Here is a 21,376-nt window from a genome sequence, read left to right as displayed (position 1 = left end):
CCCCCCATTAAACACATCCAAATCCTGATATTCACATAATTTTTGAAATAACTGAATTCTTGAATCACGGGATTTTAGGTTTGCCTAAAAATTTTTATTACAAAAAATCTGTAACGAAATTTTTTAGCATTAATATGAAATGGTTAAGAAAGCATACTTTGAAAATGATACCTTAAAATAAAAAAATAAATTATAACTTAAATTTTTTTAAAATAATTCATAATCAAACTAATAATTTTTAACATAAATTTTAAATTAATTTTTAGCAATATTTTTTAGCAATATTTGTCCCGCTTGGTATATAATGAAACGTTCATTCCCTTTAACTTATGTCAAAAAAGTGAGTTTTCAAAAATGCTTGTGGTGGACTTTTATTGTTCGCCCTGATTTGAGTTGAACACGAAATATATTTTCCTACCAACTTTCTTTTTCTTAACGAGTTTCATATCAGCCATCAGATTAAGATAGTAACTTTCCGTGGACCTCTTGCGTCCGGTAATCTTAGCAATATCCTCTGCAGTGGCCTCTCTCAGCCTTAGCAGCGCAACTGCTGTTTTGCGGATATTGTCTGGCAAATCGCTTATCATTGTGTGTTACTTCCTTGCACGTTTTTTAAATTTTTCCTAAGATGTTGCATGTTATGCGTACAAACTTAATAGTAAATTTCACAAAATTGCAAATATATTACAACTGAGTTGTAAAAATATTAAACAATTAATCATTTAAAAAAGAGCTAAAATACATTTATAAACTCTTGTCTCCTGAGCCAAAAATATGTATCACGCAAAAATAACAAAATTAGAGAGGTTAACTGAAAAAATCGTCACGATCAACTTTAATATCAGGCTGCAGTCATATCCGGGACAGTTTGTTATGGTGAATGTTCCGGGCTATGAGGAAATACCCCTAAGCCTTTCATCTCCAAATTCGGTTACTGTAAAGGCGGTGGGTGAGACTACTGAAAGGCTTGTCAAGTCAGAGGAAGGGATGTATGTGGGGATAAGGGGGGCCTTTGGTAATGCTTTCTCACCTTCTAAAAGCGCCCTCATTGTTGCTGGCGGTATCGGAATTGCTCCCTTGAAATACCTCTATGATTATCTGCGGAAATGTAATGCAAAAGTGAGTGTTATTTATGGCGACAGAACGTCCCAAAACCTGTTCTGGATTGACAAATTCGATAAAATTACGATTACAACTGAAGATGGAACTTTGGGGTTAAAAGGAACCGTCATCGACGCTTTAAGCCTTGAAAACCTTGACGAATTTGAGAAAATCTATGTTTGTGGTAGCGAGGGTATGCTCAGAGCAACATATGAGTTCTTAAAGGAGCGTGATGCTTTGGATAAAGCAGAGTTTTCGCTTGAGAGGTTTATGAGATGTGGCTTAGGTGTTTGTGGTTCATGCGTCGTTGAGAACGGTCTGAGAGTGTGTACTGATGGCCCGGTTTTCAAGGCATCGGATCTGACCTGGTGACAATATTTAAATTCATTGAAAGAGGAGGGAAAAAGGATGAAAGAAAAGAGACTGATTATAAAAAGAAGCGGTTATCCTTCAAAAGGCGAAATTGTAATAGGAACCGTCAAGAGAGTACTTGATTTTGGGGCATTTGTTTCTCTTGACGAGTATGAGGGTAGAGAGGGGATGGTGCATATAAGTGAAGTGGCATCCGGGTGGATTAAGGATATCAGAGAGCATGTAAAAAAAGGTCAGAAGGTAATTTGCAAGGTTCTCGATGTGAATCCAAAAAGGGGGCACATCGACCTTTCAATCAAGGATGTTAACGAGAGGCAGCGGAGAGAGAAGCTTCAGCAGTGGAAGAACGAGATGAAAGCCTTCAAATGGCTGGAGATAATCGGTGAAAAGTTAAACGTTGATTTCAGAGAACTTGAGAAGATTGGCAAGAAGCTCATGAAGGAGTACGATTCCGTTTACGCAGCTTTCGAAGAGGCTGCCTTTGAAGGATACGAACTCATTGCCCCGATTGTGGGTGAGGAGTTCGCAAAGGAGATGGCTGAAATAGCCAGAGAAAACATAAAGCCCAAGAGAGTTAAAGTGAGGGGTTACTTTGAGCTTAAAAGCTCTGCTTCTGACGGAATAGAGAGGATAAAGAAGGCTCTACTTGAGGCCAAAAAAGCCGTAAAAGACGGTGTGGAGATGAGGTTAGAGTACGTAGGCGCTCCAAAGTACAGAATCGTTGTTGAGGCGGATGACTACAAGACAGCCGAAAACGTTTTGAAAAAGGCAACTGAAAATGTTTTGAAAGCAATTAAAAAACTCGGTGGGGAGGGTAACTTCGTCAGGGAGGCAGCATGAAGGTTTTGATGAGGAAATGTGGTAAATGCGGAAGGTATACGCTAAAGGAAAAGTGCCCTGCTTGTGGTGAGAAAACCTACATGCCAATTCCACCGAGATTCTCTATTGAGGACCCTTACGGAAAGTACAGGAGGAAGTTGAGGAAGGAAATTGGATTTTTCAGCTTCAGGAGGTGAATAAATGTTAGAGAAAGTTGATGTCAGATTTTTGAAGAGCCCTGAAGAAGTCGGTCTTGAAAACCCGGTCTTCATAGAAGGGCTACCGGGTATAGGCCATGTTGGCAAGCTTGTTGCAGATCATCTGGTGAACGAGTTGAAGGCTGAAAAGGTTGTTGAGATATACTCCTACTACTTCCCACCTCAGGTGATGGTTCTTGAGGATGGGACAATAAGAATGCCCAAAAATGAGGTTTATGCATGGAAATCTGATGGAAATGGCACGGATTTGCTGATCCTCGTGGGAGATTTTCAGAGCATAAGCAACGAGGGACACTTCGAGCTCGTTAATGCCTACATCGACGTCGCAAAGAAGTTCTCTGCCAGGATGATATACACGCTTGGTGGATACGGTGTAGGTAAGCTTGTTGAGGAGCCCTACGTCATAGGTGCTGCCAACTCCTCCGAAATCGTTGAGGAGCTTAAGGAATACGGAGTGAAGTTCGAGCCCGGTGAGCCGGGAGGAGGTATTATCGGTGCTTCAGGTCTTCTGCTCGGTGTTTCGAAGCTTGAGAACATTCCTGCAGCTTGTTTGATGGGTGTCACTTCGGGATACATGGTCGATCCTAAGAGTGCAAAGGTGGTTCTTGATGTGCTGTGCAAAATGCTGAACCTGAAAGTCTCAGTTGAGGCTCTGGAGGAGAGGGCCAAGGAGATGGAAAAGATCATTGCCCAGATAAAAGAAATGCAGGAGATGGCAGTTCAGCAGTGGAAGAGCGACGAGGATTTGAGATACTTCAGATGAGATATCCTGAAATAGACATTGCCAGAGGAGTAGCAGTAATCTTAATGCTCGTCTTCCACTCTTTTTTTGATGCGTACTACTTCGGCAAAATCGAGCTTTCGGGAGCCTTCTGGTACTATTTTCCGAGGTTCATCGGTGGGATGTTCATCTTCATTTCAGGATACACTCTCTCTGTCATTAATCCCGATCTGAGCAGGTTGAAAAAGAAGGTTTTAAAACTCGCTGCTCTTGCTGCAACAATTACAGCGGTCACCTTCGCACTCGTTCCCGATGAAGTGGTAGTGTTTGGGATAATCCACTTCTTTACTCTCGCCACGCTTATTGGCTACATTTTCTTGAGATATCCAAAAATCCAGCTTCCAGCTGGTTTAACATTTTTCGTAATAGGTCTCATCATGAACCGGGTAAGGGTGGATACGGAGACGTTAGTATGGCTCGGCCTGATGCCCTACGGCTTCTCCACACTCGACTACTACCCTCTTCTTCCATGGTTGGGCGTATTCCTTATCGGGATGTTCTCTGGAAACGTTGCGAGACCTAAGGGCATCAATCTTAACGTGCCTTTGGTGCCATACCTGGGCAGAAACTCTCTAAAAATTTACGTTGTTCAGCATCCGGTTATCATTGTAGCCCTTCATCTTCTTTATGGTGACGTGATTCAGCAGATTCTGGGTATTTAGCCTCGATGTATCTCTCAACAGTTCTGGAACCGAAGTAAAACGACACAGTAGTGATGAAGGCCAGATTAAGCCCATCTATCAACTTGAAAAACTCCTCATCTGGTTTGAAGATTCCCGCCACTGCACAGAGAATGGTGCCAAAGTAAAACGAGATCACGGCTACTGTTAACGCTCTTCTGATCTGTCTCTTGTCGAGCTTCGAAAGCCTGTTGCCAAAAAGGCCCAGCATGATGAGGAAGAGTATTCCCGTCGCAAGAACAACTGTTAGTGGCGCTAGGATCGGATACATTTCAGCCAGAAACTGCGAGCCAAGAGCCATGACTCTTGTAAGCATGGATTAACTTAAATTTTTCGTTTAACAATTTCATTGAGCTTAATTAAAACGTCTCTCGCAGTTTCTATATCCTTCAGCCTTACCCTCTCTCTTGCCGTGTGGCAGTAGTGTAACTCTCCAGGCCCCCAGACCACAACATCGTACCTATTTTTCAGGTTCAGAGCATCGGTCCAGGATGGCATAATCACATACTCCACATCAACTCCAGCAGCCCTCATCGCCTGTTCAAGCAGTCTTGCAACCACCCTGCTTACAAAACCGTCATATGCGTTGGAAACCTTGTAGTCCCCGTAAGTCTTGAGAAACTCGATTTCCTTCAACATATCATCCAGTTTGAGTTCTGGCTCTATCACAACATCCAGTTTCACTCTGCAGTAATCGGGAATGACATAATCGTCACTTCCACCATGAATTTTGAGAGGTGTAACTTTGAAACGTCTCTTCAGCTCATTTATCATCTCAAAAGCTCTTTCTATGGCGTTGACACCCATTTCTGGCAGAGAACCATGACTTTGAATTCCCCTCACCTCAACTGTTAGATCCAGGTTGCCGTAATGTCTTGAGGCTATTTTCAGATCAGTTGGTTCCATAACCACCGCCATTCTGCCTTGTTTCCATTTCTCCGCAAACTCTTTTGACCCTTTTCCGCTTTCCTCCTCATCGCAGAAAAATGCAATTGTGAAGTCAACACCCCTTTCTGCAGCTTCGAGAATCGCTGCAATGCTCGCCTTTGCATCGCAAACACCCGTTCCGTATGCATAAACTCCGTCTGTGCTGAAAGGGGCCTTAACCGCGGTTGTGTCGAGATGCGTTGATACAATAAGCTCGGATTTTGATTTTGTGGAGATGAAGTAGTCCCCCTCAACAACTTCATAGCCGCTCCTTTCGAGGAAGTCCTTAATGAAGTTTTTAAGCTCCTCCTCGCTCCCTGACGGGGACTCGATCTCCACGAGTTTCTTCAGCAACATAATCATAGCTTTTAAAAGTCCAGTATATAAGCCTGATTCGTGGAGATAAGAAAAGCAGACAGGAGCGATATTGATGATTTTGTAAGAGTGTACATAGAATCTTACAGGGGACTTGAAAATTACGCATATACCAGAAAAAGAGACATTAAAAATTACTTCAAATGGCTTCTTTCAAGAGATAAAGATGGCGTGATGGTCGCTTTGATTAACAGTGAAGCTGTTGGATTTGTCGCATGTGACACGAACTGGTTCAGCGTGTTCGAGCGAAAGAAGGTTGGAGAGGTTCACGAGCTTTTCATCCTTCCTGAGTACAGGGGAAAAGGGATTGGTGCAAAGCTTTTGGGAAAAGCCTTAGAATATGCTCGGGAGAGGGAAAGAAAAGTGGCTGAGTTATGGGTAGGGAGAACAAACTACAGGGCGAGAAGGTTTTACGCATCTCAAAGCTTCGAGGAGGGCGGGGAATGGGGAAAGTGGATAAGAATGAGAAAGAAGTTGAGTAAGTAAAAAGGCCTATTGCCCTACAGAGCCATCAGCCATCAAACCCTTCAAAAATGGCATCGGAAATTACAACATCTTCAGCCGGCTTATTTGCGAGCTTTCTAACATAAACCCTTCCATAATTACTCCAGATCTCTTCAAGTTCTTCCATCTCATTTTTGCTTCCAAAAGCCACATAACTCGGACCATTCCCTGATAAACCACAGCAAAATCCCTTCTTCCATCCTTTTTTCGCAATCTCTACCGGATAACCAAGCATTTTACAGATATATTCTGTATTCAACCTTATAGCCTCGCAGTAATCCCCTTTCAGAGCTGCATCTATACCTTCCTTGACTTCGCTTGCATTATTCCTGAGCTTCTTCCAGTCAACCCTACTCCTCCTGAACTCAGGAAGAAGTACTGCAGAGTAACCTTCAAAATCGTCGATTCTTATCAATCTCATTTTCCTGTTGTCCGAAACAACAAATTTACCGAGCAGTGAGGCAGACGCATCGTCAAAAGCTCCTGTGTAGCTTATACCTGCTTCAAGAGAGAATCTTGCGTTTGACCTGAGTATCTCGAAAGCATCGAGTTTTTCACCCTTCATCTTTTTGATGGCACAGATAAGGGCGTTCACGAAGGCGCTGCTGCTTCCTAAACCACTACCTCCAGGAATTTCAGACTCTACGAAGATTTCAGCCCTAACACCCGTTGAATGAAGAATTCTTTGAGCAACAATGTTTTTTCTCTCAACTCCGTTTATCACAACTCTTACATCTTCAGATGGTCTCAGTTTTACGACGGTCTTCATCTCTATCCCAAAGGCTGAACCTATTCCTGTGGGTAAGGCGTTTAAAACCGTTCCAGCAGCGTAGGCCTTTGCCTTCATCACACCACTTCTTCAAAAGCGGAAAAGAGGGCAATTCTCTCTCTAACCAGCAAAGGAAGCTTCTCCAGTCCTGCAATTTCCAGCTCTTCCTTTGTTATACCGTAGTGCTTAACAACAGCATTTACGTCATATTCGGGCTTGAATTCTCTTTCCTCAAAACCTTCAATTTTGCTTTCATCAAGGATTACAGCAGCCACCCTATTGAGACCCTTTCCAACACCCAGTTTTAAAGCGTCCCTTATCTGCCTTGTTGCAGCGTAGTGGAGAAGTATTTCAATTGGAAGTAATCTTGAAATCCTCCTTCCAGTCTGCCAGTTCTTTATTGCCTTTTCAGCGGCAAATTCAACAACTTCAAGAGAGACTACGTACTTAGAGTTTATAAATGCAGCATTCTCTGCCCTGAAATTTGAGGGGTCTTCAACATAAATTTCCCCGAATGTAACTCTCATAAAACTCTCATCACAGACTCCATTTTTATACCTTTGTCGGTTAACTCATACCTCAGAATCGCCTTGGGAACAAGAATTCCCTTGAACTTCACGACTTTCAACCTTCTCTGGACTTCATTTTCAACTTCTCTCAGCGTTAGTTCGATAACTCCATCGGAGTAGTGCTTAAGCGTAGTTTCAGTTCTTGAATCGAACATGCCTTTGGTAACAAGGAGCATCACCACTGACTGGTTTTTCTTTGCATAATTGGACAGAACATCAATCAGCGATATGACGTCTTCTATCGGATAGTTTACGAGGAAGTACGTGAAATTGTTGAACACAACTCTTTCAAACTCTTCATGGCTTAGTATTGTTTTTATCCCTCCGATGGGATCGTAAATGGTTTTTTTAAGGAAATCCTTTGCGTCCTTCTCCCCTTCCTCGCTTAGAACTGAAGTATTCAGGCTCAGAAGTGTTATGTTCTCCCAAACAGCTTCGTCAAGGTCAAAGTAAAGGTTGATATATTCTCTAATTTCCTCACTGCTATCGTCCGTGGCTAAGTAGAACACATTCTCGCCTTGCTTTGCTCCCTCAACTGTAAAGTGGTACGAAAGCACATCAGCTCCTGCCCCTGGCTCTTCAAAGACCGAGACAACGCTACCTGCAGGCATCCCTCCGCCAAGCTGTGTGTCGAGGGGTAGGATCCCTGTCTTTACGAGTTTCATTGTTAAGCATTTTGACCGCAAAATATTTAACCTTTATCTCTCTAAAGTTTGCTTACCAATTTGTAATGTCCGTGCTTGGGAGTGTAGACTTCCCCATGCAGTTTTAACTTTGAGAGAATTTCTTTCGCTTTCATCCTGTCGATCCCTTCTTTCTCAGCTTCTTCCAGTACCAGTTCCTCAGGGACTCCCTTTTCATGGTCCTTCTCAAGCTTGTCGATTATTTTCTTCATAATCATAATTCTGTCTCTCTGCGTTTTCGAGGTGCCGGAATAAGCGAGATCGATGTCCATCTCGCCAGTTTCAGGGTCTACCGCAATCTCTCTGAGACTCCTCATCATGATTTCAATAACTCTGTCCACATCTTCAGGCTCAACTCTGTCGCTTAGCCTGACTCTCGCTGAAGCCTCGGCAAGGCGGACTATGCTTTCAAGCTGTCTTGCGGTTATGGGAACTGGCGAGTTCTCCTTCACTCTCGCTCTGAGGGATAGGTAGAACTCCTTGATCTTCTCCTTTGCCTCATCTGTTAAAACGGGGTAAACGGTCTTTCTGGCGTAGGCTATGTACTTCCTGAGCAAATCAGGATCAATTTCGGGAATTATCTTCTCCGCTCTCTGCTTTATGTAATCTTCATCATACTCCGCTACAACATTTTTGACCTTCTCCGTAATCTCTCCAAGCTGGTGGGAGTAGAGGATGTGCTCAACAAGTCTTTTGTCCTTTTCCTCATCCGGCTCATCCTTCAGGACGAAGATGAGGTCAAACCTGGAGAGGAGTGTTGGAGACATCTCGATTTGCTCCGGAACCGGCGTGAACTTCTCGAACCTTCCGTACTTGGGGTTTGCGGCACCAAGTAAAGCACATCTTGCCTTCAAAATTGCGTTAATTCCCGCCTTGGCGACGCTGATGGTTTGCTGCTCCAGAGCTTCGTGAAGTGCAGAAGTATCTTCTTTCCTCATCTTGTCGATTTCATCAACGAGAGCTATACCCTTATCCGCAAGAACAAGCGCTCCAGCTTCGAGAGTCCACCTCCCATCAACCTCGTCTCTGACCGCTGTAGCAGTAAGGCCTGCGGTCGTCGTCCCTTTTCCCGTGGTGTAAACGCTTCTCGGAGCTATCCTGTGGACGTACTTCAAAAGCTGTGACTTGGCAACACCCGGATCACCGACGAGGAGAATGTGAATGTCACCTCTGATTTCAGTTCCATCCGGAAGCTTTTTTGGCACACCTCCAAAGAGCTGCAGGGCTATGGCGAGCTTGACGTCCTCATGGCCGTAAATTGACGGGGCTATGGACTTGACTATTTTATCATAGATGTCGTCGCTTGCGGCAAGCTGCATTATCAGCTCTCTGTCTTTTTCTGTTATCTCGAACTCCTCGTACTCCTGCTGGAGAACTTCAACGGAGTTTCCCTCTATATAGAGGTCCATGTGGGTCATCTTCCTCTGCCCGAGACCTCTGGGCTTTGCTCTCACGATACCGTTGATTACCACTCTGTCTCCGGGATTCACGGAACCGGCAAGATCTCCTTCAAGAATTACATCTATCGTTTGTGGCTGCTCTCCTCCCCTTAGATTCTCAGGATACTCCTGAATCTTCACCCTCTGGCTGTCAACAGAGATGCTGCTGTCAGGGAGAAAGACCATTTTCTTCGTGCTGCACTTGCTGCACTCAAACGGATGTCTGAGCTGGCTATCCTCCTGAGGAACCATTGTTATGCTCCCGCAGTTGAGACAGGCAAATGCTGCCTCCACTATCCTTGGCCTCACCTCAGTGACCTTCCTGACGATCCCTTCAATCGCCATGAATTTCCCGATGTGCTCTGACCTGAGGTTCCTTATCAGAACTTTTCTCGCAGTAGGGAGTGAGTAGAATCTGGGCTTACAACCTTCAAGAGAGATGCCATAAATGTTGGTGGCGTTCGCCAAACCCCTTTCAGCGTGAATCAATACTTCATCGGGCTTTTCAATCAGCTCTTCTCCCAGCTTCCCCTCCTGAAATATGGACAAGTCTCTAACAAAGTTTACGTAAAGGGATCTACTATCTCCGCCTGACTTTAGCTTGTAAGCAAGCTTGTTGATTTCTTCTCTGTAGTACCTTTCAAAGAACTCCGTCCAAAGTGCCGGACTGCTAATACCCATTATTGAGATATAATCAAAAAATGCTTTAAAACTTGTTGCTGGAAGTTCAGATGATGCGACTGGACGAACTGAAAAGAAGTGTCAGACTCAAAGTTTTCGGCAGCGAGGAGATTTACAATTACCTCAAAAAACTGTTTAACGATGAGGAAAGGATAAGTCTCGAATTCAACCCTACTCCTGAGCCAAGTCTCTCTCTTCCCGGAGTTAAGATAGATTACTCAGAAATTTACTTTCATGCAGTTCCAAAGCAGAACGAGCTTCAAAGCTTTATTCACGCAATTAAAATCGTTGCTGATGGTATAAAGAATGGCGCAGAAATCAGGATTATCACCTTTGTAGCCCCGGTATGTCCCAACTGCAGGGCAACGGTCGATTCCATCAATACTCTCGCCCAGAAATTTGCCATCGAGCACCATATTGTTGATGCAACAATGTTTCCGGATTTTGCGGAAAAATACGGGGTGATGAGCGTTCCCACCACTTTAATGGGCAAGATGAGGTTCGTTGGGGCAATCAGCTTGGCCAAGGCTGAAAAGTACATAAGGGATGCTATAAACGGGGATTACAGAGATTACCTTGCGGAAAAACTTATGAGCGGTGAAATAGAGGACGCGAAAGCACTCGTTGTAGAGGAAGGGCTCGGAGAGCTTCTTGGGGAGTTGATGGGACACGAGGAGTTCATGGTCAGACTGGGAGCGATGGCTACTGCAGAAGCTCTTAAAGACGAGAAAGAGGTTGTAGAGGGGGTTAAGAAGGCTCTTAGACGACTTCTCAAACACGAGGATGCGAGGATTAGGGAAGATGCGGCTATGATGCTCGGAATGCTTGGCGATGAGAAAGATGTGAAAGAGCTCGAAAATTTAATTTCTGAAGGAGGTAGAGTTGCTGATTCAGCCCGCGAGGCTGTTGAGGAGATAAGGAGGAGGGACAATGGCTGAGGTAGTTGTTGATGGTGTCAGGGCAACTTACAGCATCCGGGGAGAGAACGCGATTCTCCTTTGCCCTCCACACCCGCTTATGGGTGGAAGCAGATTTGATGTGAGGCTTGAAAGAATAGCTTCGGAGCTGACAAAAAGGGACATCTCAGTCTTAAGGTTTGACTACCAGCAGCCGTTCAGAAGCGGTATAGGAGAGGTAGAGGATGCGAAGAAGTGCATAGCCTATCTTAAAGACAGGCATGATAAAATAGCTATTGTCGGATACTCGTTTGGAAGTGTGGTAGCTTCAAACGTCGCTGAATACTGTGACGCTGCCGTTTACCTCTCTCCACTTCCTGAGATAAACTCCATCTACTTCAAGGATGCCAAAGTACCGAAGCTTTTCATCGTAGCAACGCAGGATCAGTTTGTGTCTCTAGAGGAATCACTAAAAGTTTTTGAACTGGCTTCAGAGCCTAAAGAGATGGTGAAAGTTGAGACAGACCACTTCTACTTCGGAAAGTTTGACCTCATAGCCAGAATAGTGGCTGATTTCATTGAGAAGCAAAACTTCTGAACTGCCCCTTATTAATTTGTTCCTCAATCTTTCTGATAAACCTGTCGTGAGTTCTGAGAACTGGAATGATCGTCATGTCTCCTCTTATATCCTTTATTTTTTCCACATAGTCGGCAGTGTCGTCATTTCCGTAATAGACAATCCAGTTCCTGTACTCACCGACCGTGGTGAAGGAGGTGTAGGTTATGAGCTCAACAATTACCAGCCTGTCATCAAGAATGCCGTGGATCGTGTCGTACTCGACGAAAAATATTCTGCCGTTGGAGTAGTACAGCCTCTCGGCCTCCATTGCCACAACCTGCCTTGCAAACTCTGAAAGGGAAAACTCCTCTGGATCGTCGAGAATTACTGGACCTATGTAACTCACTTTGTCCATAAATGATGAAGTCCTTTACTGTTTAAAATTTCTCTGGTCAGGGAACTGTGCCGCTTATAATCACTACAAGCTTACTCCAAAACCGGTAAGGACCCATTTCGACGAATCTTATATCTTCTAAACCGGCCTTCATGAACCAGTAAACGCACTGCTGGGTTGAGGGGAAGAGCATTATGCTTTCCGCGAATTTTCTCACAATGATGTTGTCCGGCTTTCTTGGGGCGAGAATTACAACCTTTCCTCCGCTTTTGGTGACTCTTGCCATCTCCTCTATCCCCTTCTGCGGGTGTGGCCAGTACTCTATGCTCCCCGCCGATATGGCTGCATCGAAAAAGTCGTCCTTAAACGGTAGGTTTTCCGCATCTCCCAGAAAGTAGTTCACATTAGTGAGTTTTGCTCTTGCTTTCATCATCTGCTCGGGGGTGAGATCGACCGCCACTACCTTGTTCTCTCCAGTTCTCCTGACTATTTCTTCAGTGGTGAAGCCAGTTCCGCATCCGACTTCAAGGACAAGAGAATCGCCGTTAATATTGGCCATGTCCACTACTGTTTTTCGCATTTCGTCAGAATAGAAGATGGGATTGATATAATCGTAAATTTTAGAAAAGTACCTGTAAAAAATCCGAGCTCTCTTTTTGTCCTCTAAAATTCCCATTTCACTCTACTTCACTCTTCCTTCTGCTTGAATATCTCTTCAAGCGGAACCTTTCCGTGTTTCACTACCACAGTGTTGATCTGCAGAATGTCCTTTGAAATCACCTTACCTCTTACACTCTTCCTCTTCCTCAGTCCCTTTTCCTTTGGCTTGAATCCCACTCCTCCACTGAGCAGCAATCTTCTCCTTGCTGTACCTGGTAGATCAGGTCTCATTGGAAATCCATCTCTGTCCGTTCCGCCTGTGATCTTCAGCTCGTAGTCTGGCGGGAGCTCAACGATTGTACCGCTGATTACATCTCCTATCTGCTTTCCTATAAGTCTGTTAGCATTAGCTCCCTCAATGACCTTCTGATACGCTCTTCCTGTCTTTGGATCTGAAATAACAACCCTGAACTCCATGCAGAAGTTGCTTGAGTCAAGGATTTATAAAACTATTGATGCTGCTTGGCCGTGGTGAGATAAACGCCAGAAATTGTAATTATTCCTCCCACTGCAGTGAATAAATCGGGTCTCTCGTTGAGTGCATAGAATGCGAATATTGCAGTGAAGAGCGGGACGAGGTAGACGTAAACTGCAACGCTTGTCGAATCAGCATTGCTTAGAGCGTAGTACCACACGACATAGGCAAAAACGGAGCAGAAGATGGAAAGGTAAAGCAGAGCGGCAATCGTTTCCGAATTAAGCATAAGAGGGTTCGCAAGTCCGGCATAAAGGGCGAATGGCAGGAGAAAAACCGTCCCCAATACAAATGCATATGCTGTAAGAGTTTCATGGTCGTACTTCAAAAGCATTTTCGAGCCGAGAACTGTGTAAACAGCCCACAGAAAACCGTCTATAATCATAAGAATATCTCCAAACAGAGTTTTTGAGCTGAAAAACTCCAGTGTGCCCTTTGAAACTATTAGTATTACTCCGGCAAAGGATAGGAACACCCCTGCCACCTTCCACGGATTTGTTTCTCCCTTGACAAATCCCCAGATGGCAACAAATACCGTAGAGGTGTTGATTAGTATCGAAGCGTTTGTTGCTGTGGTGTACTTCAAAGCCAGAAATTGAAAGGCATAGAGCAGGGTAACTCCCGAGAGGGCGAGAATTGATAAGTAAACCCAATCAAAACCGTTTGGCTTTACTACACCTCTCCTCCAGAAGACCCACGCCAACAGAAGTGGAGAGGCTATGAGAAATCGGTAGAATGCGAGGTTGTATGGGTCGAGTTCTCTCAAACCAACCTTAATGAAAATAAACGAACCCGCCCATATTAGCATAGTTAAGCCTAGTAGGAGGTGAGTTTTCGAGTTCATTGACATTCTCCGATTTTCAGGAAAAATTCGTGAATTCTCGTGTCATTGGTCAGTTCAGGATGGAAAGCCAGCCCTAAAACGTTTTTTTGCTTTGCTGCAACGATAAAATTTTCTAAGGTTGCAAGAACCTCGACATCTTTGCCGACCTCTACTATCGCGGGAGCCCTTATGAATACAGCCTCGAATTTTCCAACATGCTTCACATCCAGGGACACCTGGAAGCTCTCCCTCTGCCTTCCAAACGCGTTTCTCTTAACCTTTGCATCAAGCAAACCCAAGAGCTTCGTGTCAGTTTTTTCAACCTGCTCATCCCCATATTTCGAGAGCAAAATTAAGCCAGCGCATGTGCCCATAACAGGTTTTCCTTCCTCTGCAAGCTGTAAAATCTCATCTGCGATGCCATCAGAAAAAATTAGTTTGCTTATTGTGGTGCTCTCTCCACCAGGAAGGATTACAGCATCGCTTTTTGAAACTACACCTTTCCTCCTTGTAGCTACAACCTCGCCATCAATTTTCAGGTTCTTCAGAGCCCGTTTTGTGGCTAAAACGTGCTCCTCAACATCCCCCTGAACCCCAACGACCGTTACTCTCATAAACCTCTTGTCTGCAGTCTCTCTTCTTCACTGAGCTTGAAGACATCGAGACCTTTCATCGCCTCACCCAACCCTTTTGAGACTTCAGCAATCACTTCCGGCTCATCATAGTGCTGAACCGCCTCAACAATGGCCTTGGCATACTCAGGCGGGTTGGATGACTTGAATATTCCCGAACCAACGAAGACTCCGTCAGCGCCGAGCTGCATCATCAGTGCAGCATCAGCTGGCGTTGCAACACCTCCAGCAGCGAAGTTCACAACCGGAAGCCTTCCGAGTTCTCTGATCTCAAGCAGAATTTCGTAAATTCCGTCAATGATTTCACCGAGAGTGTATTCCTCGAAAACCACATCGTTTCTGGAAACTTTCTCAAGCCCCATTTCCTCTCTGACTCTCGAAGCGAGTTCCGCATACCTGTAGGCGTAGTTCTCGGCAGTAATGTATATTTTCTCTTCGTTCATTTTCTGCAGCTCGAAAATCGCCCTGTTTATCAGCCTCATGTGCTTTACAGCCTCGACGACGTTGCCGGTTCCAGCCTCACCCTTCGTCCTTATCATCGCAGCTCCTTCCCATATTCTTCTCACAGCCTCCCCAAGACTCCTTGCACCGCAGACGAATGGGACGACGAACTTCCTCTTGTCGATGTGGAAGAACACATCCGCTGGAGTAAGAACTTCACTCTCGTCAATCATGTCAACACCAAGGGCTTCAAGTGCTCTGGCTTCAGCAATGTGCCCAATTCTGCACTTTGCCATCACGGGGATCGTGACAGCATCAATGATTTCCTGAATTTTCTTTGGATCTGCCATCCTCGCAACACCACCTGTAGCTCTGATGTCTGCAGGCACTTTGTGCAGAGCCATAACTGCTACAGCACCCGCTTCTTCAGCTATTGCCGCCTGCTCCGCATTTGTGACATCCATTATCACTCCGCCTTTCTGCATTTTGGCGAATCCTCTCTTAATTAGCTCTGTGCCGAATTTTAGCTCTTCTAAGTTTATCTTCATCGTCATCACTTCGCAATGGCTGAATATAAACTTTGGCTCGTATGGAGGCTCAACATGAGATATTATAAACTATAAATCATTTTCACAAAATTTTTTAGTTTGCAAGCTTTATCCTCATTATGGATTCGTTAGTATTGGAATTGTCACACTTAATTAAAAGAGTTGATGCCCATCCTTTACAGATGAGCCTTTATTCGCAGGATCTGCTCAAAATACCTAAATTTTTGGAACGTTTTATAAGATACCCTATCTGTGTTGTTCAACCTGAAAGCGATAAGGAAGTTAAAGCAGTCCTGAAAGTCAGCAGGAAGTACAAGGTTCCCGTAGTTCCGAGGGGAGCCGCAACGTCTGCTTACGGAGGTGCGGTTACAATAAAGCCATGCATTGTTGTTGACCTTACAAGAATGAGAAAAATCGAGATTATTGGAAAAAAAGCAGTAGTTGAGAGTGGTGCGGTTTGGCTCGATGTGGAGAATGAGCTGAATAAGCAAGGACTGGCATTGCGAGTCTATCCTTCAAGTGCACCCGCAGGAACTGTTGGGGGGTGGATAGCGCAGGGAGGTTACGGGATAGGCAGTTTGAAGTACGGAAGCGTGGGGGAGAACATTGAGTGGCTGGAAGTTGCGGATTTTGACGGTATAAAGAAAGTTGAGGGGGATGAGCTGAGAAACTATGTAGGGCTGTTTGGCACAACAGGGGTTATACTCAGGGCATGTCTTAAGCTGAGGGATAATGCAAGGATTGACAGCGTGGCGATTAAAACGGAATTTGAAAAGTCCATAGATTTGCTCGATGGAGCGTATCACGGGGCTTTCATCGATTTAAAGCTTGCAAAGATGCTTGGATTTAATGAGGCAAACCTTCTCCTTCTTAGTTACGAGGGTGAAGCGGAAAAGGAAAGGGATAGAGAGCTTGGAAGTATAATGTGGGAAAATCGTTTCAACCTCTTCAGGGCGGGCAGAGATAGAGAGATCATATTTACAGAGGCTGTCCTGCCATATGAAACTGCACCTGATTTCTTCTCCAAAGTCGAGTTTCCGGTTGAGGCTGTTTTTACCAAGGACAATGTAGTGTTTCTCGGTCTCATCCCGGTTGACAACTACTACAGGGCTGCAATGAAAGCCATTAAGTTCGTAAAAATCGCAGAAAGACTTGGTGGGAGAACCTATGCAACGGGAATGCTCTTTCCCCACAAAGGCCTTGCTGATTTTGCCAAAGAATACAAAAAAACCGTCGATCCGGAATCGCTCCTCAATCCCGGAAAGGCAGTTGAAAACAACAGCTTCTCCAGAATGATAAAACTAACGGAGATGGTTCTATGAATATAAGAGAAATAGCGGCAAAGTGCAGCAGGTGTGGATACTGCACAACCTGTCCCACATATAGAATAGAAGGGTGGGAAACTGTTTCGCCAAGGGGGAAAATTCAGCTAACTCTCAAGTATCTGAATGGGGAAATAAACGTTGACCAGAAAGTGGTCAAAGATATCTTTAAATGCTCCGTTTGTGGTTTATGCCAGGAAGTCTGCCCTGTGGAGCTTCCACTAATCGATTTTTGGGAGGAACTTAGAAGGGAACTTGTTCAGAAGGGAATGGCACCTCTTTCCGTACACAGAAAGCTGAGGGAAATAACCTTCAGGAACTACAACCCCTACAGCGGGGATCAGGAGAGGAGAGGTGAGTGGGCGGACTTTGAAATTAAGCCTGCAAAAACACTTTACTTTGCAGGTTGCACGGCAAGCTTCAAACTGCAAAATCTGGCCAAATCAACAGCCAGCGTTCTTAACAAGCTCGGGATTGATTTCACCATTGCTGGTAAGAATGAGTACTGCTGTGGCTCTCCGTTCCTGCGAACGGGGCAGAAAGACATTGTTGAAAGGCTCTTTGAGAAAAACTACAGGTACTGGCAAAAGGCAGGAATAGAGAGGGTAATAACCTCCTGTCCTGGCTGTTACAGAACGATATCTCTGGATTACCCCAGGATCGCTGAGGAGAAGGGATATGAATTCGACATCGAGGTAGTTCACACCGTGTCAATACTGGATAAGATGGGTGTGTTTGAGAGGGTAAACATAACTGCAAAGGCAACCTACCACGACCCGTGCCATCTCGGAAGGCATATGGGGATGTATGAAGAACCAAGGAACGTCATAAGGAAGCTTGGCATTGATTTTGTTGAGATGGAGAGGAACAGAGAGCAGGCACTCTGCTGCGGTGCAGGTGGTGGGCTTAGAAGTCAGTTCCCCGAAATCTCCTTTGAAATCGGAAGACAAAGAGTTATAGAAGCAATGGAGACAGGAGCAGAGTATCTCATCACCTGCTGTCCCTTCTGCGAATATCACCTCTCCAAATCTGCGGAGAAGCTGGGCAATAAAATTAAAGTCGTTGACTTAGTTGAAATAGCAGAAAGGCTAATCTCTCCCTGATTGAGACTCTTTTTCCGTCGTATCGAGCATGAAAGATGGATTCTATCAGGTTAATGTTGTCAGGGAGGTAATTAACGGCCAGACCGACTGCTCTGGCAGAGTGGGCATCACTACCTGCAATTTCAGGTTTCGAAAACTTCTTGGCATATCTTTTGGCCATGAAGTTAAAGTAACTTTTGGCGTTGAAGGTCTCGACACCGTCCACAATTCTGAAATCTTTCAACCTCACGCTTCCCCCCCGAATAAAATCAAAGGGATGGGCAAGAAAACAAACTCCTCCAAGCTCTCTCACTACTCTGCACGTTTCTTCTGCGGACATCTTTGGTTCAACATCCTTTATTATTCCGAAAGCCAGGATGTGGCCTGAAGAGGACGTTATTTCGCACCCTGGAAGGATTTTTATGGGCAGTTTTTCCTCTTCAACAATATCGAGTGCCTCCAGAGAGCCCTGAACGGTGTCGTGGTCGGTTATGGATATAACATCGATTTTTTTCTCCATCGCTGCATTCAGAATTTTTCTCACCCCATCCTTCCCATCGCTGATGGAAGAGTGGACATGAAGCTCCGCTTTCAACACAACTTAGATTATCGTCAGGTTTTTTTATTGTTTGCCTGAAAATTGTATATGGAGATAATTCCCATAGCCTACGACTCCATGGGAGTAAGGAGTATGGCGACTTTTGTTAAGACAAAGGATGTATCCATTCTTATCGACCCCGGAGTTAGCCTTGCTCCAAAACGCTACCGTCTCCCTCCCCACAGAATAGAGATCGAAAGGATGAATCAGAAATGGGAGGAGATTAAGGAGATGATGAAAAAGGCTGGGGTAGCAGTTATTACGCACTACCACTATGACCACCACGACCCAAACGAGGTGGAAATTTTTTCAGGGAAAAAGGTTTTGCTGAAGCACCCGAAGGAGAAAATCAACAAAAGCCAGATGGGCAGGGCTAAGTTCTTCTTAGAGCAGCTTAAGGCTGTGGATGTTGAGATAGACTACTGCGACGGGAAAAGCTATGAATTCGACAACACGGTTGTCGAGATATCAAATCCTGTTTTCCACGGAGCGGATAGCAGGCTTGGATTCGTTGTTGAGGTTTACATTGATGATGGGAAGAATAGCTTCCTCTTCTCGTCAGATGTTGAGGGGCCGAACAATGCGGAACAGCTAGCCTTCATGCTTGAGAAGTCTGCCCAGGTTGTTTTTGTTGACGGCCCCATGACATACATGCTCGGCTATCGCTTTTCCCAGAAGTCCTTCCAGAATAGCATTGAGAATTTAAAAAAGCTGATTGCTGAAACAGATGTAAAGACACTCGTGCTTGACCACCATCTGACGAGAGATTTGAACTGGAGGGAAAAAATGCAGGAAGTTTTTAAGGCCGGAGAAGAAGCAGGTGTAAAGGTCCAATCTGCAGCAGAGTTTGCAGGAGTTGAAGAAGAGCTTCTTGAGGCAAGAAGGGCTGAGCTCTACAAAATGTATAAAAATTAGGAGAAATATTTGCTTAACTCTTCAATTCCGCTGTAGTGCGGCTTTTCAATGTTGGGAGTATAATGACAATCCCAGCACTCGGGGTGTATGCCTATGTAGTCATGGCACTGGTCGCAGAACTCTTCCTTGCCCTCATGACAACTCCAGCATGTGTTTGTTGAGGCGTGGTACTCCTCGCCGGTTGTAAAGCTGTGGTATATTCTTCCTCCTTCCGCACCATGTCTTATCGCCTGGGTTCTCCACTCTTGCAGCAGCAGCATGTGGTTGGCTGCCATCCAGTCTTTATCTTCAACACACTCTCCAGAAGGTTCCTTGAGTTCCGGAACATAGCCGAAGGTTCCTGCCATGGCGTTGTACCAGTAGGGCGTGAAGAAGCCGACGAGGAATATTAAAATTAGAGGAATTACGTACTTCTTGTTGTACATTTCACTCACCCTCCTCTCCCTCTTCTTCTCTCAGCGGCTCTCCTCTCAGGTCAAACTGTCTGTCCTCCGGTTTCTCGCCAAAAGCAGTCATAACGAGAGCGTTTCCGACCATCTCCATTGGCCCTCCAACTTCGATCGGTATCTTCCAGTACTCGAGTGCAGGCGGGAACTGGGCCTTGTCAATGGCACATGGCGTTAGCAGGATGTTGACGCCGTATTTTCTGTAGACATGTCTCACAGCCATCATTCTTGGCATTACTCCACGCATTCTCAAGTCCATTATCTCGTCAGCAAGCATACCTCCTCCAGCTCCGCAGCAGTAGGTCTTGTCCTTTATCGTGTGCTCAGGCATGTCGTAGAAGTGGTTCATGACGTTTCTGAGCACATACCTCGGCTCCTCAATGAGCCCCATTCCTCTCGCGACATTGCACGGGTCGTGATAGGTTGCGATCCACTTGTCGTTTCTGCTCTTGTCAACGGTGATTTTCTTGTGCTCCAGCAGCGCAGCGACAAACTCAAGAATGTGAATCCATCCGTGCTCCCCTGAGGCGTAGCTGTCAAACCTTACTCCCCTCAATCCTTCTGCAAGTTCGCCCAGGTCGGGATCTTCCCAGAACTTCTTCCACTCCTCGTGCTTTGGTGGTTGGTTCATTGTGTTGATGAACTGGTGCTTGTCCCTCCACATGTGGCCACATTCTCCGCCAATTATGAAGCTAACTCCCAGCCTCTCAGCCTCCTTGTAAATCTTGGAGTTTAGGAGCTGCGCAGCCTCGTAGCTGTGGAACGTTCCGAAGTTACCACCTTCGCTGGCGTACGTTGACCATGTTATTGTGAGGCCGTACTTCTCCTCAAGCTCGTTGAACAGCAGCAGATATCCGAGCATCACATACCAGTGTGGAGTGGCAAAGTAGTCTGCAGAAGGCGCTACAAACAGTACATCAGCACCCTTCTTGTTGATGTATGTGTGCAGATCAAAGCCCGTGTAGTCCTTCAGCTCCTCCAGACCCTGCTGTATCGCTCCGTACATACCTCCTGGCAGCAATCCGAGGTGGTTACCGGTTCTTGACGAAGCCTCGATTGATATGGTCATGAATCTCTGGTTGAGGCCGATTCTGCTAAGTATTCTCCTTACCCACCAGACTATCTCTGCTGTATCAATGCCGTATGGGCAGAAGAGGCTGCAACGCCTGCAGAGGGAGCACTGATTGAAATAATAGTAAAGCTCCTTCAGAACGTCTTCAGTAAGCTCTCTCGCCCCAGCCCACTCGCCAAATAATTTTCCTGCTGGCGTGAAGTAGCGGCGGTAGATTGATCTTATCAGCTCAGCTCTTGCAACTGGCATGTTTTTCGGATCACCGGTTCCGATGTAGTAATGGCACTTGTCCGCACAGGCTCCGCATCTAACGCAAATGTCCATGAAAAGCTTGAATGACCTGTTCTTTTCCAGCGTCTCCTTCAAAGCCTCCAGAAAGATTTCCTTCCAGTTTTCGGGAAGCTTGAGGTCATCAAAGTCTCTTTCAACATCACCGAACGGCATTTTGAAGAACTCAGAATCAACCTGCTTGGGCAGCGAGAGGTAGCTTAATCTTCCTTCCTCGAATTCTTTAACCGGTTTGAGCATTTCTCTCCAGCTTGGGAATTTTTGCCTTATTTCTATTTTCTCAGGCATTTCTTCCATCTATACCACC

Annotated in this window: 27 protein-coding genes; 11 read left to right on the top strand and 16 right to left on the bottom strand. The window is 45.3% G+C overall.

What is annotated here, in order from left to right; translation table 11 throughout:
• Positions 1 to 371 precede the first annotated feature (371 nt).
• Positions 372 to 587: a helix-turn-helix domain-containing protein gene (locus H0Z19_RS00280; protein WP_290722692.1), complete on the bottom strand. Its 216-nt coding sequence runs from the start codon at positions 585 to 587 to the stop codon at positions 372 to 374.
• Between the two features lie 187 nt (positions 588 to 774).
• Between H0Z19_RS00280 and H0Z19_RS00275 the strand changes: the two genes are divergently transcribed.
• From H0Z19_RS00275 to H0Z19_RS00255, 5 genes are read left to right on the top strand one after another with little or no spacing between them, the layout of a single operon-like run.
• Positions 775 to 1,473, top strand: a complete 699-nt coding sequence (locus H0Z19_RS00275; RefSeq protein WP_290722691.1) for a dihydroorotate dehydrogenase electron transfer subunit — start codon at positions 775 to 777, stop codon at positions 1,471 to 1,473.
• A gap of 36 nt (positions 1,474 to 1,509) precedes the next feature.
• On the top strand, positions 1,510 to 2,313 hold the full coding sequence (locus H0Z19_RS00270; RefSeq protein WP_290722690.1) for a translation initiation factor IF-2 subunit alpha: 804 nt from the start codon (positions 1,510 to 1,512) through the stop codon (positions 2,311 to 2,313).
• Complete coding sequence (locus H0Z19_RS00265) at positions 2,310 to 2,489, top strand: RNA-protein complex protein Nop10 (protein ID WP_290722689.1); 180 nt, start codon at positions 2,310 to 2,312, stop codon at positions 2,487 to 2,489. The genes H0Z19_RS00270 and H0Z19_RS00265 overlap by 4 nt, the downstream gene beginning before the upstream one ends.
• A gap of 4 nt (positions 2,490 to 2,493) precedes the next feature.
• Positions 2,494 to 3,273, top strand: coding sequence for a proteasome assembly chaperone family protein (locus tag H0Z19_RS00260; RefSeq protein ID WP_290722688.1), 780 nt, complete (start codon positions 2,494 to 2,496; stop codon positions 3,271 to 3,273).
• On the top strand, positions 3,270 to 3,953 hold the full coding sequence (locus H0Z19_RS00255; protein ID WP_290722686.1) for a heparan-alpha-glucosaminide N-acetyltransferase domain-containing protein: 684 nt from the start codon (positions 3,270 to 3,272) through the stop codon (positions 3,951 to 3,953). Before H0Z19_RS00260 ends, H0Z19_RS00255 begins: the two co-directional genes overlap by 4 nt.
• Here H0Z19_RS00255 and H0Z19_RS00250 read toward each other — a convergent pair.
• Positions 3,895 to 4,287, bottom strand: a complete 393-nt coding sequence (locus H0Z19_RS00250; RefSeq protein WP_290722684.1) for a hypothetical protein — start codon at positions 4,285 to 4,287, stop codon at positions 3,895 to 3,897. The two genes, H0Z19_RS00255 and H0Z19_RS00250, sit on opposite strands and share 59 nt — an antisense overlap.
• Before the next feature lie 8 nt (positions 4,288 to 4,295).
• A complete protein-coding gene (locus H0Z19_RS00245) occupies positions 4,296 to 5,255 on the bottom strand; it encodes a M20/M25/M40 family metallo-hydrolase (protein WP_290722682.1) in 960 nt (319 codons plus the stop codon).
• A 39-nt stretch (positions 5,256 to 5,294) separates the two neighbouring features.
• Here H0Z19_RS00245 and H0Z19_RS00240 point away from each other — a divergent pair, with 39 nt between their 5' ends.
• Positions 5,295 to 5,759, top strand: a complete 465-nt coding sequence (locus H0Z19_RS00240; RefSeq protein ID WP_290722680.1) for a GNAT family N-acetyltransferase — start codon at positions 5,295 to 5,297, stop codon at positions 5,757 to 5,759.
• 25 nt (positions 5,760 to 5,784) lie between these two features.
• Here the strand turns inward: H0Z19_RS00240 and H0Z19_RS00235 are convergent, their stop codons facing one another.
• The 4 genes from H0Z19_RS00235 to H0Z19_RS00220 are packed head-to-tail and all read right to left on the bottom strand — an operon-like array spanning position 5,785 to position 9,918.
• Complete coding sequence (locus H0Z19_RS00235) at positions 5,785 to 6,624, bottom strand: shikimate kinase (protein WP_290722678.1); 840 nt, start codon at positions 6,622 to 6,624, stop codon at positions 5,785 to 5,787.
• Positions 6,624 to 7,073, bottom strand: coding sequence for a KEOPS complex subunit Cgi121 (gene cgi121, locus H0Z19_RS00230; protein ID WP_290722676.1), 450 nt, complete (start codon positions 7,071 to 7,073; stop codon positions 6,624 to 6,626). Before cgi121 ends, H0Z19_RS00235 begins: the two co-directional genes overlap by 1 nt.
• Complete coding sequence (locus H0Z19_RS00225; RefSeq protein ID WP_290722674.1) at positions 7,070 to 7,780, bottom strand: RAD55 family ATPase; 711 nt, start codon at positions 7,778 to 7,780, stop codon at positions 7,070 to 7,072. Before H0Z19_RS00225 ends, cgi121 begins: the two co-directional genes overlap by 4 nt.
• Before the next feature lie 41 nt (positions 7,781 to 7,821).
• Positions 7,822 to 9,918: a minichromosome maintenance protein MCM gene (locus H0Z19_RS00220; protein ID WP_290722672.1), complete on the bottom strand. Its 2,097-nt coding sequence runs from the start codon at positions 9,916 to 9,918 to the stop codon at positions 7,822 to 7,824.
• A gap of 50 nt (positions 9,919 to 9,968) precedes the next feature.
• On the opposite strand from H0Z19_RS00220, the gene H0Z19_RS00215 reads away from it, so the two are divergent.
• Both H0Z19_RS00215 and H0Z19_RS00210 read left to right on the top strand, forming a co-directional pair.
• Positions 9,969 to 10,856 (top strand): thioredoxin family protein, encoded by an 888-nt coding sequence (locus H0Z19_RS00215; RefSeq protein WP_290722670.1) that lies wholly within the window; start codon positions 9,969 to 9,971, stop codon positions 10,854 to 10,856.
• A complete protein-coding gene (locus tag H0Z19_RS00210; RefSeq protein ID WP_290722667.1) occupies positions 10,849 to 11,412 on the top strand; it encodes a dienelactone hydrolase family protein in 564 nt (187 codons plus the stop codon). Before H0Z19_RS00215 ends, H0Z19_RS00210 begins: the two co-directional genes overlap by 8 nt.
• Here the strand turns inward: H0Z19_RS00210 and H0Z19_RS00205 are convergent.
• From H0Z19_RS00205 to pdxS, 6 genes are read right to left on the bottom strand one after another with little or no spacing between them, the layout of a single operon-like run.
• Complete coding sequence (locus H0Z19_RS00205) at positions 11,390 to 11,788, bottom strand: hypothetical protein (RefSeq protein ID WP_290722665.1); 399 nt, start codon at positions 11,786 to 11,788, stop codon at positions 11,390 to 11,392. The genes H0Z19_RS00210 and H0Z19_RS00205 overlap by 23 nt on opposite strands.
• Before the next feature lie 37 nt (positions 11,789 to 11,825).
• A complete protein-coding gene (locus tag H0Z19_RS00200) occupies positions 11,826 to 12,443 on the bottom strand; it encodes a methyltransferase domain-containing protein (protein ID WP_290722663.1) in 618 nt (205 codons plus the stop codon).
• An 11-nt stretch (positions 12,444 to 12,454) separates the two neighbouring features.
• Positions 12,455 to 12,844 (bottom strand): 30S ribosomal protein S6e, encoded by a 390-nt coding sequence (locus H0Z19_RS00195; RefSeq protein WP_290722661.1) that lies wholly within the window; start codon positions 12,842 to 12,844, stop codon positions 12,455 to 12,457.
• A gap of 32 nt (positions 12,845 to 12,876) precedes the next feature.
• Positions 12,877 to 13,746 carry a DMT family transporter gene (locus H0Z19_RS00190; protein WP_290722660.1) on the bottom strand — a complete coding sequence of 290 codons (870 nt, stop codon included), beginning with the start codon at positions 13,744 to 13,746 and terminating at the stop codon, positions 12,877 to 12,879.
• Positions 13,743 to 14,339: a pyridoxal 5'-phosphate synthase glutaminase subunit PdxT gene (gene pdxT / locus H0Z19_RS00185; protein WP_290722658.1), complete on the bottom strand. Its 597-nt coding sequence runs from the start codon at positions 14,337 to 14,339 to the stop codon at positions 13,743 to 13,745. Before pdxT ends, H0Z19_RS00190 begins: the two co-directional genes overlap by 4 nt.
• Positions 14,336 to 15,346 (bottom strand): pyridoxal 5'-phosphate synthase lyase subunit PdxS, encoded by a 1,011-nt coding sequence (gene pdxS, locus H0Z19_RS00180; protein ID WP_290722656.1) that lies wholly within the window; start codon positions 15,344 to 15,346, stop codon positions 14,336 to 14,338. The genes pdxT and pdxS overlap by 4 nt, the downstream gene beginning before the upstream one ends.
• A 119-nt stretch (positions 15,347 to 15,465) precedes the next feature.
• Here pdxS and H0Z19_RS00175 point away from each other — a divergent pair, with 119 nt between their 5' ends.
• Both H0Z19_RS00175 and H0Z19_RS00170 read left to right on the top strand, forming a co-directional pair.
• On the top strand, positions 15,466 to 16,668 hold the full coding sequence (locus H0Z19_RS00175) for an FAD-binding oxidoreductase (protein WP_290722654.1): 1,203 nt from the start codon (positions 15,466 to 15,468) through the stop codon (positions 16,666 to 16,668).
• The gene (locus tag H0Z19_RS00170) at positions 16,665 to 17,771 is read left to right on the top strand and encodes a (Fe-S)-binding protein (RefSeq protein ID WP_290722652.1); all 1,107 of its coding nucleotides are present in this window, start codon (positions 16,665 to 16,667) and stop codon (positions 17,769 to 17,771) included. Before H0Z19_RS00175 ends, H0Z19_RS00170 begins: the two co-directional genes overlap by 4 nt.
• On the opposite strand, the gene H0Z19_RS00165 is transcribed toward H0Z19_RS00170, so the two are convergent.
• Complete coding sequence (locus tag H0Z19_RS00165; protein WP_290722650.1) at positions 17,722 to 18,348, bottom strand: PHP domain-containing protein; 627 nt, start codon at positions 18,346 to 18,348, stop codon at positions 17,722 to 17,724. The two genes, H0Z19_RS00170 and H0Z19_RS00165, sit on opposite strands and share 50 nt — an antisense overlap.
• Positions 18,349 to 18,396: 48 nt before the next feature.
• Between H0Z19_RS00165 and H0Z19_RS00160 the strand changes: the two genes are divergently transcribed.
• Positions 18,397 to 19,263 carry a hypothetical protein gene (locus H0Z19_RS00160; RefSeq protein WP_290722649.1) on the top strand — a complete coding sequence of 289 codons (867 nt, stop codon included), beginning with the start codon at positions 18,397 to 18,399 and terminating at the stop codon, positions 19,261 to 19,263.
• On the opposite strand, the gene dsrJ is transcribed toward H0Z19_RS00160, so the two are convergent.
• A complete protein-coding gene (dsrJ, locus tag H0Z19_RS00155; RefSeq protein ID WP_290722796.1) occupies positions 19,260 to 19,688 on the bottom strand; it encodes a sulfate reduction electron transfer complex DsrMKJOP subunit DsrJ in 429 nt (142 codons plus the stop codon). The genes H0Z19_RS00160 and dsrJ overlap by 4 nt on opposite strands.
• Position 19,689: 1 nt before the next feature.
• The gene (gene hmeD, locus H0Z19_RS00150) at positions 19,690 to 21,366 is read right to left on the bottom strand and encodes an Hdr-like menaquinol oxidoreductase iron-sulfur subunit HmeD (RefSeq protein ID WP_290722647.1); all 1,677 of its coding nucleotides are present in this window, start codon (positions 21,364 to 21,366) and stop codon (positions 19,690 to 19,692) included.
• Between the last annotated feature and the right edge of the window lie 10 nt (positions 21,367 to 21,376).

The organism is Archaeoglobus sp. (assembly GCF_017656475.1).
Classification (GTDB): Archaea; Halobacteriota; Archaeoglobi; order Archaeoglobales; family Archaeoglobaceae; genus Archaeoglobus.
Note: the sequence above shows the minus strand (reverse complement) of the source record. Positions and strands in the feature narration are given on the sequence as shown.

What these genes read in the sequence shown, in the direction of transcription:
- H0Z19_RS00280 (WP_290722692.1), bottom strand. Translation starts at nt 587, where the DNA reads ATGATAAGCGATTTGCCAGACAATATCCGCAAAACAGCAGTTGCGCTG.
- H0Z19_RS00275 (WP_290722691.1), top strand. Translation starts at nt 775, where the DNA reads ATGTATCACGCAAAAATAACAAAATTAGAGAGGTTAACTGAAAAAATC.
- H0Z19_RS00270 (WP_290722690.1), top strand. Translation starts at nt 1,510, where the DNA reads ATGAAAGAAAAGAGACTGATTATAAAAAGAAGCGGTTATCCTTCAAAA.
- H0Z19_RS00265 (WP_290722689.1), top strand. Translation starts at nt 2,310, where the DNA reads ATGAAGGTTTTGATGAGGAAATGTGGTAAATGCGGAAGGTATACGCTA.
- H0Z19_RS00260 (WP_290722688.1), top strand. Translation starts at nt 2,494, where the DNA reads ATGTTAGAGAAAGTTGATGTCAGATTTTTGAAGAGCCCTGAAGAAGTC.
- H0Z19_RS00255 (WP_290722686.1), top strand. Translation starts at nt 3,270, where the DNA reads ATGAGATATCCTGAAATAGACATTGCCAGAGGAGTAGCAGTAATCTTA.
- H0Z19_RS00250 (WP_290722684.1), bottom strand. Translation starts at nt 4,287, where the DNA reads ATGCTTACAAGAGTCATGGCTCTTGGCTCGCAGTTTCTGGCTGAAATG.
- H0Z19_RS00245 (WP_290722682.1), bottom strand. Translation starts at nt 5,255, where the DNA reads ATGTTGCTGAAGAAACTCGTGGAGATCGAGTCCCCGTCAGGGAGCGAG.
- H0Z19_RS00235 (WP_290722678.1), bottom strand. Translation starts at nt 6,624, where the DNA reads ATGAAGGCAAAGGCCTACGCTGCTGGAACGGTTTTAAACGCCTTACCC.
- cgi121 (WP_290722676.1), bottom strand. Translation starts at nt 7,073, where the DNA reads ATGAGAGTTACATTCGGGGAAATTTATGTTGAAGACCCCTCAAATTTC.
- H0Z19_RS00225 (WP_290722674.1), bottom strand. Translation starts at nt 7,780, where the DNA reads ATGAAACTCGTAAAGACAGGGATCCTACCCCTCGACACACAGCTTGGC.
- H0Z19_RS00220 (WP_290722672.1), bottom strand. Translation starts at nt 9,918, where the DNA reads ATGGGTATTAGCAGTCCGGCACTTTGGACGGAGTTCTTTGAAAGGTAC.
- H0Z19_RS00215 (WP_290722670.1), top strand. Translation starts at nt 9,969, where the DNA reads ATGATGCGACTGGACGAACTGAAAAGAAGTGTCAGACTCAAAGTTTTC.
- H0Z19_RS00210 (WP_290722667.1), top strand. Translation starts at nt 10,849, where the DNA reads ATGGCTGAGGTAGTTGTTGATGGTGTCAGGGCAACTTACAGCATCCGG.
- H0Z19_RS00205 (WP_290722665.1), bottom strand. Translation starts at nt 11,788, where the DNA reads ATGGACAAAGTGAGTTACATAGGTCCAGTAATTCTCGACGATCCAGAG.
- H0Z19_RS00200 (WP_290722663.1), bottom strand. Translation starts at nt 12,443, where the DNA reads ATGGGAATTTTAGAGGACAAAAAGAGAGCTCGGATTTTTTACAGGTAC.
- H0Z19_RS00195 (WP_290722661.1), bottom strand. Translation starts at nt 12,844, where the DNA reads ATGGAGTTCAGGGTTGTTATTTCAGATCCAAAGACAGGAAGAGCGTAT.
- H0Z19_RS00190 (WP_290722660.1), bottom strand. Translation starts at nt 13,746, where the DNA reads ATGAACTCGAAAACTCACCTCCTACTAGGCTTAACTATGCTAATATGG.
- pdxT (WP_290722658.1), bottom strand. Translation starts at nt 14,339, where the DNA reads ATGAGAGTAACGGTCGTTGGGGTTCAGGGGGATGTTGAGGAGCACGTT.
- pdxS (WP_290722656.1), bottom strand. Translation starts at nt 15,346, where the DNA reads ATGAAGATAAACTTAGAAGAGCTAAAATTCGGCACAGAGCTAATTAAG.
- H0Z19_RS00175 (WP_290722654.1), top strand. Translation starts at nt 15,466, where the DNA reads ATGGATTCGTTAGTATTGGAATTGTCACACTTAATTAAAAGAGTTGAT.
- H0Z19_RS00170 (WP_290722652.1), top strand. Translation starts at nt 16,665, where the DNA reads ATGAATATAAGAGAAATAGCGGCAAAGTGCAGCAGGTGTGGATACTGC.
- H0Z19_RS00160 (WP_290722649.1), top strand. Translation starts at nt 18,397, where the DNA reads ATGGAGATAATTCCCATAGCCTACGACTCCATGGGAGTAAGGAGTATG.
- dsrJ (WP_290722796.1), bottom strand. Translation starts at nt 19,688, where the DNA reads ATGTACAACAAGAAGTACGTAATTCCTCTAATTTTAATATTCCTCGTC.
- hmeD (WP_290722647.1), bottom strand. Translation starts at nt 21,366, where the DNA reads ATGGAAGAAATGCCTGAGAAAATAGAAATAAGGCAAAAATTCCCAAGC.